The organism is Variovorax sp. PEI5 (assembly GCF_056679935.1).
In genome coordinates this window covers 654,884-670,972 of the sequence record NZ_CM155257.1, presented here as the reverse complement: position 1 = coordinate 670,972, position 16,089 = coordinate 654,884, and the positions used below count along the sequence as shown (strand labels likewise).

The following is a 16,089-nucleotide window of genomic DNA, read 5'->3' as shown; positions in this document are numbered from 1 at the left end:
CCGGCATCGTCCTTTCCGCCCCGCCCGTGCGCTTGCCCATGAAAAAAGAATCCATCGAAGCCTTCTTCGCCGCGCTGCAGGCGGCCAATCCGACACCCGAGACCGAGCTGCTGTACGACTCGCCCTTCGAACTGCTGGCGGCGGTGCTGCTGTCGGCGCAGGCCACCGACATCAGCGTCAACAAGGCGACGCGGCGGCTCTATCCGGTGGCGAACACGCCGCAGGCGATCCTCGACCTGGGCCTCGAGGGACTGGAGGGGCACATCAGGACCATCGGTCTCTACCGCAGCAAGGCCAAGCACCTGATGGCGACCTGCCGGATGCTGGTCGACCTGCATGGCGGCGAGGTGCCGCGCACCCGCGCCGAGCTGGAGGCGCTGCCGGGCGTCGGTCGCAAGACCGCCAACGTGGTGCTCAACGTCGCCTTCGGCGAGCCGACCATGGCGGTCGACACGCACATCTTCCGCGTCGGCAACCGCACCGGCCTGGCGCCGGGCAGGACGCCGCTGGAGGTCGAGCTGAAGCTGGAGAAGCGCGTGCCGCCGGCCTACCGGCTGCATGCGCACCACTGGCTGATCCTGCACGGGCGCTATGTCTGCGTGGCGCGCAAGCCGCGCTGCTGGGAATGCGCGGTGGCGGCGCATTGCGACTTCAAGCCCAAGACGCCACCGCCCGCCTCCTGAACTCAGGCGCGCGCGGCCGGCATCTCGATGCACAGCCATTCGCCGAAGGCGATCGATCGGCGTGGCCAGGCGGCGGCATCGACCGGACAGCGGATGCCCTGCTGGAGCAGCAGCACGGCCCGCATCACACCGGCATGCGTGACCCAGACGGCATCCCGTCCCGATGCGCGCCACGCCTCCCAGGCCGCGCCGACGCGATCCATGAACGCGCGCGTGCTCTCGCCATGCCCGCCCACCGGGCCATCGGCGAAGTCGGCCAGCCACGCATCCATGGCCTCGCGGCCGATGGCGTCCCAGGATTGGCCCTCCCAGGCGCCGAAATCCATCTCCGCCAGCCGGCTGTCGAGCTCGACCGGCCCGAGCTCCGGCAGCCGCTCCACCACCGCCGCCGCCAGCGCCGTGCAGCGTCGCAAGGGCGAGCAGCGCAGCCGCATGCCGCCGGCCGACGAGGCGCGCGCGGGCGGAGCCACCGCGTCGATGGTCGTGGCAGCGGCAAGGAGCGCAGCGGCGTCGGTCGTCGCACCACTGGCGGCTGCGGCTGAGGTGGTTGCGGCGGTGGCGGCCTGGGTCGCTCGCGCGCCCGACTCGGCCGGCCAGCGCCGCGCGAAGTCGTCCGCCACGGCATGCGTCGCCACCGGCCGCGCCACCAGGTCGCTGGCGCCGTAGCACAGTCCCGGCGCGCCCTCCACCATCGCGTGGCGCAGCAGCCAGAGCCGGTTCACGGGGTTCATGTCGCTCATGGGATTCATGGGACTCATCGGACTCCTGCGATCCGGGCGGCTCACGCGGGCCACCGCGCCGCCAGCGCGAGATAGATCGCCAGTTCGGCGACCTGCTGCGTCGCGCCGAGGCAGTCGCCCGTGAAGCCACCCAGCCGATGGCGGAACCAGCGCATCAGCGCCAGGGTCGCGAGCGCCGCCGCCGCCAGCGCGCCCAGCGCCGCCGGCGGGCCGAAGACCCATGCCAGCAACGCCACGGCGGGCACCGACCACAGCGCCGCCACGACCAGCGCGCGATCGTCCACGGCATCGGCCAGCGGCTTGGACTTGGCAGCCTCGCCGCTCACGTGCGGCAGCCAGCGCATCGGCGCCAGCGGCGCCAGGCGCGAGAGCGCGTGCGCCGCGCCCAGCGCCGCGCAGGCCGCCGCGATGCCGGTCGCGCCGAGCGTCGCCAGCAGCACCAGCTTGAGCCCCAGGGCCAGCACCAGCGCGATGGCGCCGAAGGCCCCGATGCGCGAGTCGCGCATGATCTCCAATGCCCGCGCGCGGTCCTGCGTGCCGCCCAGGCCATCGGCGACATCGGCCAGGCCGTCCTCGTGGAAGGCCCCGGTCACGAGCACCGTGGCGATGGTGGCCAGCAGCGCCGCCACGGCCACCGGCCAGAGCATGCCGGACAGCGCGAAGACCAGCGCCCCGATCGCGCCCACCACCGCGCCCACCGCCGGGAAATGCGCCGCGCTCGCCCGCAGCATCGCCGGGCTGTAGCCGACCCAGCGGGCCAGCCGGCCGGTCACCGGCAGGCGCGTGAAGAACTGCAGCGCCAGCAGGAAGTGCCGCACCCCGGCCACGACGGTGCTCATCCGGGCGGACCGCTCAGGCATCGGCGCCGGCACCAGGGCCGGCATCGGCGCCGGCGTCGTCGCGGCGCGAGACGCCCGCGGCTTCGAAGCTGGCCATCTCGCGCAGGATGCGGCAGGCCGATTCGAGCAGCGGCCAGGCCAGCGCCGCGCCCGAGCCCTCGCCCAGGCGCAGGTCCAGCGCCAGCAGGGGCTCCAGGCCCAGCCGCGCCAGCAGCAGCGCATGGCCCGGCTCGGCCGAGACATGCGCCGCGACGCAGCGCTGCACCACGTGCGGCGCCACCTCCTGCGCCACCAGCACCGCCGCGCTGGCGATGAAGCCGTCGAGCACGATCAGGCGCCGTTCCTCGGCGGCCTGCAGCACGGCGCCCACCAGCGTCGCGATCTCGAAGCCGCCGAAGGCCGCCAGCGCCTCGAGCGCCGTGCCGGCATCGGCATGCCGCGCCAGCACCTCGCCCAGCACCCGCGCCTTGCGCGCGCGTCCCGCCGCATCGAGCCCGGTGCCCGCGCCGGTGCAGTCCTCGATGTCGATGCCGGCCAGCCGCGCCAGCAGCAGCGAGGCCGCCGAGGTGTTGCCGATGCCCATCTCGCCGAGCAGCAGCGCATTGCCCGGCAAGGCGCGCACGACCTCGCGGCCGTTGGCGATGGCCGCATCGCGCTGCGCCGCGCTCATGGCCGGACCGGCCGACGCATCGGCGGTGCCGTGGGCGACCTTGCGCGAGACCAGGCCGGAGCGCGGCGCGATGTCGCCGCGCACGCCGCAGTCGACCACCGTCAAGGTCAGCGCGTGCTGGCGCGCGAGCACGCTGACGGCCGCCCCGCCACCGAGGAAGTTCTCGACCATCTGCCGCGTCACCTCGCTCGGAAAGGCCGACACGCCCCGCGCCGCCAGACCGTGGTCGGCGGCGCAGACCAGCATCTGCGGCTGCGTCAGCACCGGCGCGGCGCTGCCCAGGACGGCGCCGATGCGCATCGCCAGGCCCTCGATGCGTCCCAGCGCGCCCAGCGGCTTGGTCTTGCCATCGATGGCCGCGCGCAGGCGCTGCTCGAGCGCGGGATCGCGGATGTCGCCGATGGCGTGGCGGACCGCCGTCGCGTGATCGACACGGGCGCCGTGATCGTCGCGAGCGTCGTGATCGTCGCGAGCGCCGTGATCGTCGCGAGCGCCGTGATCGGTCTTGGGGACGGCGGTCCCCGACATCATCGTTAGGCCGTTAGCAGAAGGAAGAGGTGAGGTCATGCGAAGGAGTCGAAAGGGTCAGTGGATGAGGTCGCGCAGCACATCCGGCTCGAAGTGCGCGTCGATGAAATCGGCCAGGCCGTCGAACACCGAATCCAGCGTCGGCGCGGCGGCGCCGAACAGCGCGCGCAGCACGCCGGGGTCCTCGAACAGGCCATGGAGATAGAGCCCGAGCACATTGCCCGCCGCGTTGCGCCAGCCCAGGCCGTCGGGCAGCACCGGATGGGCGCGCTGGCCGGCGGCGGCCATGGCCGGGTGTTCGGCGGTCGCGCCATGGTGGATCTCGTAGCCGCTCACCGCCAGGCCCGACAGCGCGCGCCACGGCCCGTCGTCGAGCGTGTCGAAGGTGGCCTGGCGATGCCGCACCGTCTTCTCCGGCTCGAAGGTCGTCACCACCGGCAGCAGGCCCAGGCCCGGCGCGTTGCCATCGATGCCGTGCGGGTCGATCAGGGCTTCGCCCAGCATCTGCAGCCCGCCGCAGACCCCCAGCACCGCCCCGCCCCGCCCGGCATGCGCCGCCACCGCGCGGTCCAGGCCCTGGGCGCGCAGCCAGGCCAGGTCGCCGCTGGTGTGCTTGGAGCCCGGCAGCACGATCCAGTCGGTCGGTGCCAGTCCCGCCAGTTCGCCGGGGCCGCGCACCCAGCGCAGCCGCACGCCGGCCAGGTTCTTCAGCGGCTGGAATTCATCGAGGTTGCTGATGCGCGGCGTGGCGATCACGGCCACGGTCAGGCGGACCTCGCCGGCCGACGTGGCGCGGTCGTCGAACACGCCGTCCTCCTCCGGCAGGCCGTGCTGCCACCACATCGGCAGCGTCGCGACGGTGGGCACGCCGGTCAGCGCCCGCAGCCGCTCGGGCGCCGGCGCCAGCAGCGTGGCATCGCCCCGGAAGCGGTTGAGCACGAAGCCGCGCAGCAGGGCCCGATCGGCCTCGGGCATCAGCGCCCAGGTGCCATAGAGATGCGCGAAGGCGCCGCCGCGATCGATGTCGCTCACCAGCAGGCAGCGCGCCCGGGCATGACGGGCGACCCGCAGGTTGACGATGTCGCTGTCCATCAGGTTGATCTCGGCCGGCGAACCCGCGCCTTCGATGACGACGACGTCGTTCTCGCGGCGCAGGGCGTCGAGCGCGGCGGCGATCTGCGGCCAGACGCGCTCGCTGCGCCCGCGCCACGGCAGCGCCGTGAGCTCGGAACTGACCCGGCCCATCAGCACGACCTGGCTGTGGGTGTCGCGCTCGGGCTTGAGCAGCAGCGGGTTCATGCGCACCTCGGGTTCGGCGCGCGCCGCCAGGGCCTGGAAGTACTGCGCGCTGCCGATCTCGCCGCTGGCGACGACACGCGCGTTGTTGCTCATGTTCTGCGCCTTGAAGGGCGCCACGCGCAGGCCCTGGCGCGCATACCAGCGGCACAGGGCGGTCGCCAGCCAGCTCTTGCCGGCACCGCTGGTGGTGCCCAGGACCATGACGCAGCGCGCGCCCTCGGCCGGATGCTCGATCGGAGTGGTCATGGATGCTCGTTTTTCCCAGGGTTAACCCGCAGATGCGAGGACGAAAGAGTGACAAGAAGTTGGAACAGGCGGCTGGCTGTCATCAAGCCATCGCGCACGCTCGTTGAGGGTTGTCCCCACCCCCTGGATACACGATGGCATCGAGACAAGAACTGGCCTTGAAGGTCGAGGAACGCCCCTCGGGCGGATTTTTCTGGGTCCTGATGGAGGCCTGCGAGATGCAGGGCTCCGATGTCTTCCACTACCGGGTGCTGGACTCGGCATCGGCGCCGCAGCAGGCCTACTGGGACGCGATGGTGCTGGGCATGACCGAGCTGCGGCGCCTGATGGCCGCTGCCGCCGACATGGACGGCGGGCGCTCCGCCTGACTGTGGAGATCGGCTGACGGCCGCAGGGGCGATTGCCCGAAGCCCTGGACAGGAATCGGGCGCCATGGTCGGTGCCGTGAATGTCATTTCAATCAGGAGCAATGCATGACCCCCGCCAACGAATCGAACTCGAACTCCGCCACCTCGTCGCACAAGAGCCACGAGGAACCCGAGATCACGCAGGAGGAAGCAGTGCCCAATGACGGGCGCGACATCGAGGGCGAGGAACTCATGAAGAGCGTCGAGAACAAGAAGCTGGAGCAGAAGCCCGGCCAGGAAAAGCAGGACCGCTGACAGCGGCGCGCAAGGCATCCTGCGCCCGTGGTGGCAGCACCGCGAGGCGGCATTGTCCCGGCAGTCCGAAGGAGGCCGTCGGGCGCACCTTGATCCCGGCGTCGCGCAGCGATGCCACCCAATGGTCGATGTCGTCGACATCCGGATCGACGCACAGGAAATTGGCGACGCTCGATCCGGCACGCCAGCCGTGCTCCCCGCACAGTGTCAGGAACCCGTCGCGCCAGGCGCGCAGATGGACCCGGCTGTCCCGCAGCCAGTCCTGCACCGATTGGCGCGTCCAGCCATCCAGCAGGGCGACGCCATGCGCGCCCGTCGCCCACGAGGGCGCCATGAGCATCAGGAGTTCCCGCAACTCGACATCACCCGATGGCGCGATGGCATGGGCCGCCCGCACGCCCGTCAGGCCCAGCGCCTTGTTGGGCGTCCACAGTTGCCAGACCCGTTCCAGTTGCGCGGGGCCGAGTCCCAGCGTGCCATCCAGTCGCAATGGCTCGTAGGCCAGGTCGAGGACGCAGGTCGTCGCCATGTCGAGCCTGTCGATGCGCGGGCCGAGTCCCGCCACCGGCTGGCCCAGCGGGCTGGAGGGATCGCAGAACCAGGCCAGGGCCGGGGCTGGCGTCGGCATCGTCGCGGGATCGTCGGCTCCGGCGTCATCGGGCTCCCCCGGCGCCGCGCATGGCACCAGTCCCCAGGCGCGTGCCGCTCGCAGGTAGTCGCCATAGCCATGCCTCGGCAGCGCGACCGTGCCACCCCCCCGCCGCGCCACGGCCGCCGTGAGTCGGAAGATGAATTCGCTCGCGCTGCCGGCGATCACGACGCGCTCGGGGGCGACGCCATGGAAGCCCGCCAGACGTTCCCGCAGGGCGTGATAGCGCGGATCGGGATAACGCGTCGCATCGGCGTGCCGCACCGCCGCCAGCACCTCCGGGCAGGGTCCGCAGGCATTGGCATTGGTCGAGAAATCGTGCCGCACCGGTGGTCCGTCGTCGGGGCCGCCATGCAGGAACAGCGTCTCCGCGTTCATGACCGGCTCCCGGCGACCACGGCCAGGCCGGCCATCGCGATCAGGCCCGCCACCAGCAGTCCCACGGCACGGCCACCGGCCCGGGCCGCGCGTCGCACGTCGCCGGCGCGCGGCGCCGGCGCGGTCGCGTTCAGCGCATAGACATCGGGCTTGCCCAGCCGCACCCCCAGCCCCAATGCCATCGCCGCCATCGGCCAGCCGCTGTTGGGCGATGGCGTGCGCCGGGCCTCGCGGCGCAAGGTCGTCGCGGCCGATGCCGGCGGCGCATCGTCGGCCGATGACGCGGTGCCCGGCCGGTCGGCGAACTGGGCCCGCAGCAGGCCGGCCGTGATGCGCGCCGGCAGCCAGGACAGCACGTCGTCGGCACGCGCCGCCCACTTGCCGGCCCAGGTCCAGTCGCGGCCGTCGCGCGCGCCGAGGTAGCCCCACATCGCATCGGCCGTGTTGGCGAAGCGGTAGACCGCCGCGCCCGGCAATCCCAGCACGACGAACCAGCACAGCGGCGCCACCACCGAATCGTTGAGGTTCTCGGCCAGCGATTCGATGGCGCTCTCGCGCACCTCGGCGGCACTGAGGGAGGACACATCGCGGCTGACCAGGCGCGCCAGTCGCGCGCGACCGGCATCGAGCGATTCGTCGACCAGTGCCGCCTCCACCGCCAGCACCTCCTCGCGCAGCATCCGCCAGGCCAGCAGCGGCTTGAGCAGCAGGCCCGACAGCCCCACCGCCAGCCAGGCCGGTCCCTGCGCCAGGCCCCACTGCACGCCCAGCGCCAGCGCGCCGACGCCCGCCGCGCCCAGGCACCAGCCCATCGCGCCGAGCAGGAAGGGCCGCCATCGCGCGGCCGCCCTGCCTTCCGTGCCGCCCGCACCCGCCACCGGCGCGATGCGCCGCCCGACCGCCCCCAGGTAGCGCCCCATCCCCACCACCGGGTGCCAGCGCGCGGCCGGCTCCCCCAGGACCCGGTCGACGCCCAGCGCGATGCCGACCGCCACCGCGACCCCGGCCCACTCGATCATTCCCGTGCCCCCATCGTCGGCCGCTTCAGGTCAATCCTCGATGCCGCGCTGGGCCGGGATGCCGGCCTTGAAGGCATGCTTGACCATCGTCATCTCCGTGACCGTGTCGGCCAGCTCGATGATCTCGGGCGGGCAGCGCCGCCCGGTCAGCACCACGTGCACGTCCGCCGGCCGCGCGCGCAGGGTGGCGAGCACGTCCTCCAGGGGCAGCCAGCCATAGATCAGCGGATAGGTGATCTCGTCGAGCACCACCATGAAATGCTCGCCCGACAGGATCGACGCCTTGGCGCGTTCCCAGCCGTCGCGTGCCAGCTGACCGGAGCGCTCCAAGTCCTGGCTCTTCCAGCTGAAGCCGTCGCCCAGTCCCTCGATCGGGATGCCGATCTGCTCGAACATGCGGTGCTCGCCGAAGCGCGCGGTCGGCACCTTCATGAACTGCCAGATCCGCACGGTCCGGCCGTGGACGTGCTGTCGGCCGTGGGCCCGCAGCGCCAGGCCGAAGGCGGCCGTGCTCTTGCCCTTGCCGTCGCCGGTGTGGACGATGACGAGGCCGCGGCGCTCGCCCTCGGGCTTGGCATAGGGCTTGGTGCTGGGAGGTGTTTCGATCTGCATGGCGGTGGAGGAGAAAGGAAGGGGGAAAAGCAGGAGGAGAAGGTTAGGCTCTGGGCCATCCGAATTCTTCGACAGGACCCGGGACATGGACACCCACCTCGACTTCGATGGCACCACGGTGCTGATCACCGGCGCGGCCGGCAACCTGGGCGCGGCCGTGGCGCGGGCCTTCGCCGCGCGCGGCGCGCGCCTGGCGCTGGTGGACCTGGACGAGGCGGCGCTGCGCCGCACCTTCGGCGAACCCGGCGGTCTGCGCCTGTTCGTCGGCGCCGACCTGCTGCAGCCGGCGGCGGCCGATGCGGCGGCCGCCCGCGCCGTCGCGCATTTCGGCCGCATCGACGTGCTGTGCAACCTGGCCGGCGGCTTCCGCATGGGCGAGGCGGTGCACGAGACCTCGGCGGCGACCTGGGACCTGATGCTGGGCCTGAACGCGCGCACGGTGCTGCACATGGCGCACGCGGTGGTGCCGGGCATGCTGGCGGCCGGCGGCGGGCGCATCGTCAACGTCGGCGCCTTCGCGGCGCAGAAAGGCGTGGCGCACATGGGCGCCTATGTCGCCGCCAAGAGCGCGGTGATCCGCCTGACCGAGGCCCTGTCGGCCGAACTGCGCGAGCAGCACGTCAATGTCAACTGCGTGCTGCCCACCATCATCGACACGCCGGAGAACCGCGCCGCCATGCCCGATGCCGATCCGGCGCGCTGGGTGGCGCCGGCCGACCTGGCCGCCGTGATCGTGTTCCTGGCCTCCGACGCGGCGCGCGCCGTGCATGGTGCGGCGCTGCCCGTCACGGGCCTGAGCTGACCGCGCGGCGGTCGTGGCCGTCGTGATCGGGGCGGTCGGGGCGGCCATCGCGCTCATCGCGGCAAGGCGATCCACTGGCCGGCCACCCGGTGCACGGCGACGCGCTGGTCGAACACGCTCTCCAGCGCGGCATGCGTGACGGGATCGTCGCAGCCGCCGTGATGGACGACGCGCCCGCGCGCCATCACCACCAGCGCATCGGCGGCCAATGCCACCGACAGCTCGTGCAGCACGCTGACCACCGTGCGGCCCCGGTCGGCCAATGCGCGCGCCGAGCGCATCCAGTCGGCCTGGTGCGGCGGGTCGAGGTTGGCCAGCGGTTCGTCCATCAGCACCACCTCGGCCTCGACGGCCAGCGCGCGCGCCAGCAGCACGCGCTGGCGTTCGCCGCCGGAGAGCTCGCCCAGCGGCCGGTCGCGCCAGTCCCAGGCCTGGGTCTCGCGCAGGGCGCGCTCCACCGCCGCGTGGTCGGCGGCGCTGGGCGCGGCCAGCCAGCGCTGGTGCGGCAGGCGCCCGAGCATGGCGATGTCGTGCACGCGCAGGTCGTCGGCGCCGGCATCGCCGGCCCCGCCCTGCCCCAGCCACGACAGGCGCCGCGCCCGCTCGCGGCCCGGCAATGCGTCCAGCGGCGTGCCGCCCAGGCGCACCTCGCCGCGCGACCCGGCGCGGCCCGGGTGCAGGCCGGCGAACACCCGCAGCAGGGTCGACTTGCCCGCCCCGTTGGGCCCGACGATGCTGGTCCAGCGGCCCGCCGCCACGGCCAGGTCGATGTCGTGCAGCACCTCGACGCCGCCCAGCGCGACCGTCACGCCCCGCGCTTCCAGCGCCGTCATCGCGCCGCCCCGCGCAATGCGCCCCGGCGCATCAGCCACAGCAGGTAGCCGCCGCCGAGCAGGGCGGTCAGCACGCCCACGGGCAATTCCTGCGGCGCGATCAGCCAGCGCGCCAGTAGGTCGGCCGCCATCAGCAGCAGGCCGCCCATCGCGCTGGACAGCACGATCAGCCCGGCATGCGTGGTCTTGACCACCGAGCGCACCAGGTGCGGCGCGGCCAAGCCGACGAAGGCGATCAGTCCGGTCTGGGCCACGGCGGCGCCGGTGGCCAGCGCCAGCACCGCCACCAGCGCGGCGCGCATCGCGCCCAATGGCAGGCCCAGGCTGGCGGCGGTGGCCTCGCCCAGCGCCAGACCGTCGAGCACCGGCGCCAGCAGCCGGCCGGCCACCAGGCACAGCACGGCGCAGCCGGCCATCGCCGCGCAGGCGCTCCAGCCGACCAGGCCGGTGTTGCCCAGCATGAAGCCGGTCAGCGCCACCAGGATGTCGGCCGACTGGATCGTCACCAGGTCCTTCAACGCGCCCAGCACCACGCCGACGATGACGCCGGCCAGCAGCAGCCGCAGCGTCTGCTGCACGCCGCGCGCCAGTGCCAGCGTGAGCAGCACCGCCACCACCGCGCCGACGAAGGCCGCGCCCGTCAGCCCCAGGCGCAGCGCCCATTGCGCCGCCGGCGAGGCGCCGGCCGCGGCCTGGCCGAACAGCAGCAGCGCGAACGCCACGCCCAGCAGCGCGCCCGAAGCGCTGCCCAGCAGGTAGGGATCGGCCAGCGGGTTGCGGAACAGCCCCTGCGCCACCGCACCGGAGAGCCCCAGCAGCGCGCCCGCGAGCCAGGCCCCGAGGGTGCGCGGCAGGCGGATGTCCCAGACGATCTGCAGCGCCACCGGATCGTCCCGCAGCGCGAAGACGCTGGCGAAGCCGGTGCTGCCGATGCCCAGCCCGACCAGCAGCAGCGCGCACGACAGCAGCAGCACGGCGCCGCCGACGACCCGGACGCGGCGCCGCGGATCGCTCACGGCACGGCCTTCGCCGGCGCGGCCGCCCCGGCAGGGCCGACGCGACCGCCGTGGCCGGCCTGGCCGGCCGGCCCGGCGTGCGCGGCATGCGCGACGGCGCCGGGCGCCTTCTCCGACAGGCAGCGCGCCATCAGCCGCGCCGCCTCGGGCATGCGCGGCCCCGGGCGCACCAGCACGTCGGACTCTTCGGCCGTGAAGCGGCAGATGCGCTGCTCGCGCACGGCGCGGATGCCGCCCCAGCCCGGACGCTGCTCCAGCCCGGCGGCGCTGCGCGCGCCGACCATGATCAGTTCCGGATCGGCGCGCACCACGTACTCCGGATTGAGCTTGGGAAAGGGTCCCAGCGCGGCCGGCACGATGTTGCGCGCGCCCAGGCGCAGCAGGGTCTCGCCGATGAACGAGGTCTCGCCCGCCGCGTAGGGCGCGTTGTTGACCTCGAAGTAGACCCGCGCGCCGCGCGCCGAGGCCGGCAGCGACTGCGCCGCCGCCGCCACGCCGGCATCGATGGCGCGCCAGACGCGCTGGGCGTCGTCCACCTCCAGCACGGTGCCCAGCGTGTCGAGCACGCGCCGCACGTCGGCGCTGGTGCGCGGCTCCAGCGCGATCACCTTCAGGCCCAGCGCCTCCAGCCGCTGCGTCACGCGCGAGGCCTGCGACAGCAGGACCACGTCCGGGCGCAGGGCGACGATGGCCTCGACGTTCGGATCCAGCCCGCCGCCGACCTGCGGCAGCGCGCGCACCGACGCCGGCGAATTCGAGTAGCGGTCGACACCCACCAGCCGGTCGCAGGCGCCCAGGGCGCAGACCGATTCGGTCAGCGAGGGCAGCAGGCTGACGATGCGCTGCGGCGGGCGCGGCAGCGCGACGACCACGCCGCGCTCGTCGCGCACCTCGGCGGCGCGGGCGCCGGCCAGCGGCGCGACCAGCGCCAGCGCCAAGGCCAGCGGGCCGGCGATCCGCGTGACCGGGCGCCGGGCGGAGGCACGCACCGGGCGTGGCAGCGGCCCCGGGGACGGGAAGCGCGTCACGCGGGTCGCGGCGGTCGGACGGGTGGCGTCGATCGGACGGATCGCGTCGGTCATGCGGGTCATGCGGGTCATGCGGATCGTGCGGCTCATGCGGGTTCCTTCAGGGTCAGCGGCAGTCCGGCCGCCATCAGCGTGACGCGGTCGCAGGCGGCGGCGACGTCCTGGTTGAGCCGGCCCAGGGCATCGACGAAGGCCCGCACCTCGCGGCCCATCGGGATCACGCCCAGGCCGATCTCGTTGCCCACCAGCACCAGCGGACCGCGCGCGGCGCCGATGGCGGCGATCAGCGCGCGGCTCGCGGCGGCGGCGGGACCGGCGGACCCGACGGGCGCGTCGGGCGCGTCGGGCGGCACCATGGGCATCAGGTGGGCGGTCAGCCACAGGGTCAGGCAATCGACCAGCACCAGCGTGTCGGGCGCGCTGTGCGCGGCGATCGCCTCGGCCAGCCGCAGCGGCTCCTCCACCGTGCGCAGGCCCGGCACGCGCAGGGCGCGCTCGCGGCGATGGCGCGCGATGCGCTCGCGCATCTCGTCGTCCCAGGGCTGCGCGGTGGCGATCAGCACCGCCCGGCGCGCGCCTTCGCCATCGAGCCAGGCGCGGGCCAGCAGCTCGCCGCGTCGCGACTTGCCGCTTTTCTGGCCGCCGAGGATGAGTTCGCGTTCAGGCATCGCGCGAGTCTGCCCGCGAGGGCGCGGTGGCACCGGCGGCCGTCGCGGCCATCGCGGCGCGACCGTCGTCGTCGTTCGTGAAGTCGAGCGGCGCGGCATCGAAGAGGCGCGCCGTCGCTTCCGGATCGGACGCGAACCAGGCGTGGAAGTAGCTCGCCCGCACGCTGCCATGCACGTGCACGGCCTCGCCCGGCCGGGCGCGGGCGCCGCCCTCGGCGACCGGCGCCGTGGTCCAGGTCGCCGGCGGATGCGGGGTCTCGCTGGTCGAGTAGTGGAAGGTGTGGCCGCGCAGTTCGGCCCCGGCCCAGCGCAGTGCCTGCGGGCCCAGGCCGGCCAGGCGCTTCTGCATCGTCGAGCGGCCCGGCAGCAGGCCCCACATCGCATGCGCGACGCCATCGGCGGTGACCAGGGTGTCGAACAGCGCCATCATCCCGCCGCACTCGGCCCACACCGGCTTGCCGGCGGCGACATGGGCGGCCAGCGCCGCGCGCAGCGGCTCGCGGGCCGAGAGCGCGGCGGCGTGGAGTTCCGGGTAGCCGCCCGGCAGCCAGACGGCGTCGCAGGCCGGCAGCGTGTCGCCGGCCAATGGCGCGAAGAACTCCACCCGCGCGCCGAGCGCCTCCAGGGTCTCGACGTTGGCCGGATAGATGAAGGCGAAGGCGGCATCGCGCGCCACGGCGATGGTGCGGCCGGCCAGGGGCGACGCGGTCGTGGCGGATGCCGCCGCCGGCGCCTCGAAGCGCACGCGCGGCAGCGCCTCGATCGCCCGCTCGCCCAGCGGCGTCGCGGCCAGGGCGTCGGCGGCGGCGTCGAGCCGCGCCAGCGCATCGGCGGTGTCGCCGGTGGTCACCAGTCCCAGGTGACGCTCCGGCAACGCGAAGGCCGGGCCGTGCGGCAGTCCGCCCAGCCATTGCGCCGGCTCCCGCAGCGCATCGCGCAGCATGCCGGCATGGCGCTCGCCGGCCACGCGGTTGGCCAGCACGCCCAGCCATGGCAGGCCGGGGCGGAAGTTCTGCAGGCCGAAGGCCAGCGCCCCGAAGGTGCCGGCCATGGCGCGCGCGTCGATCACCGCCAGCACCGGCAGGCCGAAGCGCGCGGCCAGGTCGGCGGCGCTCGGCCGGCCGTCGAACAGGCCCATCACGCCCTCGACGATCAGCAGGTCGGCCTCGATGGCGGCGGCATGCAGGCGCGCGCGGCAGTCGGCCTCGCCATTGATCCACAGGTCCAGCGGATGCACCGGCGCGCCGGAGGCCAGGGCCAGCCACTGCGGATCGAGGAAGTCCGGTCCGCACTTGAAGACCCGCACGCGCCGGCCGGCGCGCGCGTGCAGCCGCGCCAGCGCGGCGGCCACGGTGGTCTTGCCCTGGCCCGAGGCCGGCGCCGCCACCAGCACGGCGGCGCAGCTCGCCGCGCCGCCGGCCGCAAGACTCATTGCGGCGTCCACTTCAGGCCGACATAGCCCCGGCGACCGCCGGTGGCGTAGGTGCGCGCCAGCTGGTAGTCCTTGTCGCCGACGTTGTCGATGCGCGCGACCAGGCCGAGCTCGCGCGTGAGCTGGGTCGTGGCCGACAGGTTCAGCAGCGTGTAGCCGCCCAGGCGGCGCGTGTTGGCGGCATCGTCCCAGCGCATGGCCGAGGTCTGCACCTCGGCGCCCAGGACCCAGCCGGCCAGGCGCCAGTCGGCGCCCACCGTGGCGTGTCGACGCGAGCGGCGCGCCAGCTGGCGGTCGGTCTCGAGGTCGCGCGGGTCCTGGAAGTCGGCCGAGGCGCGCAGCGTGACGTCGCCCAGCCGGTGGCCGGCCGACAGGGTCACGCCCTCGTACTGCGCGCGCGCCGTGTTGCCATAGCAGCCGAAGCTGTCGGCGCACGGGCCCGCCGCGCCGAAGGCGATCAGGTTGGTGATGCGGTTGCGATAGGCGACCACGCCGGCGCTGGTCGCGCCCTGGGCATAGCGCAGGCCGACCTCGACATTGCGGCCCTCCTCCGGCTGCAGGCCGGCCACGCCGTACTGGCTGAAGCGCTGGTAGACCGTGGGCGCGCGGAACGAGCTGCCGACCGAGGCCGTGGCGCGCCATTGCGGCGTGATCGCGAAGCCATAGGCGGCGCTGCCGGTGCTCTTGCCGCCGAACTCGCTGTCCTCGTCGTGGCGCGCGTGCAGCTGCACCGAGTGCGGGCCCTGCACGAAGCCATAGCCCAGCGCCAGCGCGTTCTGCGAGCGGTCCTGCGCCAGGCGCGTGGCGGAGGCGGTCGCGGCATTGTCGAGCGCGTCCTCGCGCCGCTCCAGCGCGGCCGTCACCAGGTGCGGGCCGAAGCGCAGCTCGTTCTGGAACAGGTAGCCGCGCAGCCGTGTCTCGGTGCGATAGAACGACGGCTGCGTCTCGTAGGTGGTGCGGCTGTCGGTCACCTGCAGGCGGGTGCTGTAGATGTCGCTCCACTTGGCGATCCAGGCCGCGCCGACGGTGCGCAACGTGTTGGCGTTGGTGTCGTCGGCGAACGCCGTCGGCTGCCGCGTGCCGCTGACGCGGGCGTCGTAGTGCGAACGGGTGTCGCTGGAGAGCAATGTGGTCTCGATGCGCTGCGTCGGGCTGATGCGCAAGCCCAGGCGCGCGTTGGCCGAGCTGACGCGATAGCCGTCGCGGTCCGGGCTGGTCCAGCCATCGGCCGCGAAGCCGCCACCGCGCAGCGGCGAGCGCAGGCTGCGCGGCTGGACGTCGAAGCCGCGGCTCTCCTCGTAGGCGGCGCCGAGCGAGTAGTCGAAGGCGCCGTCGACGCCGGCCGAGCCGCTGATGCCGGCCTCGGCGCGGCGCAGGTCGTGGCTGCCCAGGCCGATGCCGACATAGGGCCGCGCCACGCCATCGCCGCGCCGGGTGAACAGCTGGATCACGCCGCCGATGGCGTCCGAGCCATAGACCGCCGCCGCCGGGCCGCGCAGGACCTCGATGCGGTCGATCTGCGCCAGCGGGATCGCCTCCCAGGCGGCGCCGCCGGTGGATTGCGAATCGATGCGCACGCCGTCGATGTAGACCGCCGTGAAGCGCGCGTCGGCGCCCCGGATGAAGACGCTGCTGTTGTTGGCGATGCCGCCATTGCGCACGATCTCGATGCCCGGCAGGCGCGCCAGCACGTCGGCCACGCCGGTCGCGCCGCTGCGCTCGATGGTGGCGCGGTCGACGATGGAGACATCGCCGACCAGGTCGGCGATCGGCTGCTCGACGCGCGTGGCGGTGACCACGGTCTCGCGCAGGGTCGGATCGGACGGCAGCACCTGGGACGAGGCCAGGACCGGCCAGGCGGCGGCGATGGCCAGCGTCAGGGGCAGCAGGCGTGCGGGCGCGGAACGGCGCGCAGCCGCGAAGGAAACGGAAATTGTCATGGAACGGAAAGCTCTGGATCAAGACCCTGTCCGGCTTCCCCGCCG

At 73.8% G+C, this 16,089-nt stretch carries 17 protein-coding genes; 4 read left to right on the top strand and 13 right to left on the bottom strand.

Annotated elements, in window-relative coordinates:
- Positions 1 to 38: 38 nt before the first annotated feature.
- A complete protein-coding gene (nth, locus tag AC1MLT_RS03085; protein WP_481033812.1) occupies positions 39 to 683 on the top strand; it encodes an endonuclease III in 645 nt (214 codons plus the stop codon).
- Between the two features lie 2 nt (positions 684 to 685).
- Here the strand turns inward: nth and AC1MLT_RS03080 are convergent, their stop codons facing one another.
- The 4 genes from AC1MLT_RS03080 to AC1MLT_RS03065 are packed head-to-tail and all read right to left on the bottom strand — an operon-like array spanning position 686 to position 5,005.
- Entirely contained in the window at positions 686 to 1,423 is a 738-nt protein-coding gene (locus tag AC1MLT_RS03080; RefSeq protein WP_481033811.1) for a histidine phosphatase family protein, read from the bottom strand.
- Between the two features lie 41 nt (positions 1,424 to 1,464).
- On the bottom strand, positions 1,465 to 2,250 hold the full coding sequence (cobS, locus tag AC1MLT_RS03075; protein ID WP_481034888.1) for an adenosylcobinamide-GDP ribazoletransferase: 786 nt from the start codon (positions 2,248 to 2,250) through the stop codon (positions 1,465 to 1,467).
- Positions 2,251 to 2,275: 25 nt separating this feature from the next.
- A complete protein-coding gene (cobT, locus tag AC1MLT_RS03070) occupies positions 2,276 to 3,463 on the bottom strand; it encodes a nicotinate-nucleotide--dimethylbenzimidazole phosphoribosyltransferase (RefSeq protein WP_481033810.1) in 1,188 nt (395 codons plus the stop codon).
- A gap of 54 nt (positions 3,464 to 3,517) precedes the next feature.
- On the bottom strand, positions 3,518 to 5,005 hold the full coding sequence (locus AC1MLT_RS03065; RefSeq protein WP_481033809.1) for a cobyric acid synthase: 1,488 nt from the start codon (positions 5,003 to 5,005) through the stop codon (positions 3,518 to 3,520).
- A gap of 134 nt (positions 5,006 to 5,139) precedes the next feature.
- Here AC1MLT_RS03065 and AC1MLT_RS03060 point away from each other — a divergent pair, with 134 nt between their 5' ends.
- On the top strand, positions 5,140 to 5,373 hold the full coding sequence (locus tag AC1MLT_RS03060) for a hypothetical protein (RefSeq protein WP_481033808.1): 234 nt from the start codon (positions 5,140 to 5,142) through the stop codon (positions 5,371 to 5,373).
- A 105-nt stretch (positions 5,374 to 5,478) separates the two neighbouring features.
- Positions 5,479 to 5,667, top strand: coding sequence for a hypothetical protein (locus AC1MLT_RS03055; RefSeq protein WP_481033807.1), 189 nt, complete (start codon positions 5,479 to 5,481; stop codon positions 5,665 to 5,667).
- On the opposite strand, the gene AC1MLT_RS03050 is transcribed toward AC1MLT_RS03055, so the two are convergent.
- From AC1MLT_RS03050 to cobO, 3 genes are read right to left on the bottom strand one after another with little or no spacing between them, the layout of a single operon-like run.
- Complete coding sequence (locus AC1MLT_RS03050) at positions 5,603 to 6,694, bottom strand: aminotransferase class I/II-fold pyridoxal phosphate-dependent enzyme (RefSeq protein ID WP_481033806.1); 1,092 nt, start codon at positions 6,692 to 6,694, stop codon at positions 5,603 to 5,605. The genes AC1MLT_RS03055 and AC1MLT_RS03050 overlap by 65 nt on opposite strands.
- Positions 6,691 to 7,713: an adenosylcobinamide-phosphate synthase CbiB gene (gene cbiB / locus AC1MLT_RS03045; protein WP_481033805.1), complete on the bottom strand. Its 1,023-nt coding sequence runs from the start codon at positions 7,711 to 7,713 to the stop codon at positions 6,691 to 6,693. Before cbiB ends, AC1MLT_RS03050 begins: the two co-directional genes overlap by 4 nt.
- Positions 7,714 to 7,743: 30 nt before the next feature.
- Complete coding sequence (gene cobO / locus AC1MLT_RS03040) at positions 7,744 to 8,325, bottom strand: cob(I)yrinic acid a,c-diamide adenosyltransferase (RefSeq protein WP_481033804.1); 582 nt, start codon at positions 8,323 to 8,325, stop codon at positions 7,744 to 7,746.
- 85 nt (positions 8,326 to 8,410) lie between these two features.
- Between cobO and AC1MLT_RS03035 the strand changes: the two genes are divergently transcribed.
- Positions 8,411 to 9,127: an SDR family NAD(P)-dependent oxidoreductase gene (locus AC1MLT_RS03035; protein WP_481033803.1), complete on the top strand. Its 717-nt coding sequence runs from the start codon at positions 8,411 to 8,413 to the stop codon at positions 9,125 to 9,127.
- Positions 9,128 to 9,180: 53 nt separating this feature from the next.
- On the opposite strand, the gene AC1MLT_RS03030 is transcribed toward AC1MLT_RS03035, so the two are convergent.
- Genes AC1MLT_RS03030 through AC1MLT_RS03005 form a run of 6 tightly spaced genes read right to left on the bottom strand, consistent with a single transcriptional unit; the run spans position 9,181 to position 16,044 of the window.
- A complete protein-coding gene (locus AC1MLT_RS03030; RefSeq protein ID WP_481033802.1) occupies positions 9,181 to 9,960 on the bottom strand; it encodes an ABC transporter ATP-binding protein in 780 nt (259 codons plus the stop codon).
- Positions 9,957 to 10,976 (bottom strand): FecCD family ABC transporter permease, encoded by a 1,020-nt coding sequence (locus AC1MLT_RS03025; RefSeq protein WP_481033801.1) that lies wholly within the window; start codon positions 10,974 to 10,976, stop codon positions 9,957 to 9,959. The genes AC1MLT_RS03030 and AC1MLT_RS03025 overlap by 4 nt, the downstream gene beginning before the upstream one ends.
- Positions 10,973 to 12,094 (bottom strand): ABC transporter substrate-binding protein, encoded by a 1,122-nt coding sequence (locus AC1MLT_RS03020; protein ID WP_481033800.1) that lies wholly within the window; start codon positions 12,092 to 12,094, stop codon positions 10,973 to 10,975. Before AC1MLT_RS03020 ends, AC1MLT_RS03025 begins: the two co-directional genes overlap by 4 nt.
- Positions 12,091 to 12,672 carry a bifunctional adenosylcobinamide kinase/adenosylcobinamide-phosphate guanylyltransferase gene (locus tag AC1MLT_RS03015; RefSeq protein WP_481033799.1) on the bottom strand — a complete coding sequence of 194 codons (582 nt, stop codon included), beginning with the start codon at positions 12,670 to 12,672 and terminating at the stop codon, positions 12,091 to 12,093. The genes AC1MLT_RS03020 and AC1MLT_RS03015 overlap by 4 nt, the downstream gene beginning before the upstream one ends.
- On the bottom strand, positions 12,665 to 14,104 hold the full coding sequence (locus AC1MLT_RS03010; protein ID WP_481033798.1) for a cobyrinic acid a,c-diamide synthase CobB: 1,440 nt from the start codon (positions 14,102 to 14,104) through the stop codon (positions 12,665 to 12,667). The genes AC1MLT_RS03015 and AC1MLT_RS03010 overlap by 8 nt, the downstream gene beginning before the upstream one ends.
- Positions 14,101 to 16,044: a TonB-dependent receptor domain-containing protein gene (locus AC1MLT_RS03005; RefSeq protein WP_481033797.1), complete on the bottom strand. Its 1,944-nt coding sequence runs from the start codon at positions 16,042 to 16,044 to the stop codon at positions 14,101 to 14,103. Before AC1MLT_RS03005 ends, AC1MLT_RS03010 begins: the two co-directional genes overlap by 4 nt.
- Positions 16,045 to 16,089 lie beyond the last annotated feature (45 nt).

Bases quoted from the DNA above. Each gene is read 5' to 3' on its own strand.
- cobO (WP_481033804.1), bottom strand. From the start codon at position 8,325: ATGCAGATCGAAACACCTCCCAGCACCAAGCCCTATGCCAAGCCCGAG.
- AC1MLT_RS03005 (WP_481033797.1), bottom strand. From the start codon at position 16,044: ATGACAATTTCCGTTTCCTTCGCGGCTGCGCGCCGTTCCGCGCCCGCA.
- AC1MLT_RS03050 (WP_481033806.1), bottom strand. From the start codon at position 6,694: ATGAACGCGGAGACGCTGTTCCTGCATGGCGGCCCCGACGACGGACCA.
- AC1MLT_RS03015 (WP_481033799.1), bottom strand. From the start codon at position 12,672: ATGCCTGAACGCGAACTCATCCTCGGCGGCCAGAAAAGCGGCAAGTCG.
- AC1MLT_RS03020 (WP_481033800.1), bottom strand. From the start codon at position 12,094: ATGAGCCGCACGATCCGCATGACCCGCATGACCCGCATGACCGACGCG.
- cobT (WP_481033810.1), bottom strand. From the start codon at position 3,463: ATGATGTCGGGGACCGCCGTCCCCAAGACCGATCACGGCGCTCGCGAC.
- AC1MLT_RS03035 (WP_481033803.1), top strand. From the start codon at position 8,411: ATGGACACCCACCTCGACTTCGATGGCACCACGGTGCTGATCACCGGC.
- cbiB (WP_481033805.1), bottom strand. From the start codon at position 7,713: ATGATCGAGTGGGCCGGGGTCGCGGTGGCGGTCGGCATCGCGCTGGGC.
- AC1MLT_RS03060 (WP_481033808.1), top strand. From the start codon at position 5,140: ATGGCATCGAGACAAGAACTGGCCTTGAAGGTCGAGGAACGCCCCTCG.
- AC1MLT_RS03065 (WP_481033809.1), bottom strand. From the start codon at position 5,005: ATGACCACTCCGATCGAGCATCCGGCCGAGGGCGCGCGCTGCGTCATG.
- AC1MLT_RS03080 (WP_481033811.1), bottom strand. From the start codon at position 1,423: ATGAGCGACATGAACCCCGTGAACCGGCTCTGGCTGCTGCGCCACGCG.
- AC1MLT_RS03010 (WP_481033798.1), bottom strand. From the start codon at position 14,104: ATGAGTCTTGCGGCCGGCGGCGCGGCGAGCTGCGCCGCCGTGCTGGTG.
- AC1MLT_RS03030 (WP_481033802.1), bottom strand. From the start codon at position 9,960: ATGACGGCGCTGGAAGCGCGGGGCGTGACGGTCGCGCTGGGCGGCGTC.
- nth (WP_481033812.1), top strand. From the start codon at position 39: ATGAAAAAAGAATCCATCGAAGCCTTCTTCGCCGCGCTGCAGGCGGCC.
- AC1MLT_RS03055 (WP_481033807.1), top strand. From the start codon at position 5,479: ATGACCCCCGCCAACGAATCGAACTCGAACTCCGCCACCTCGTCGCAC.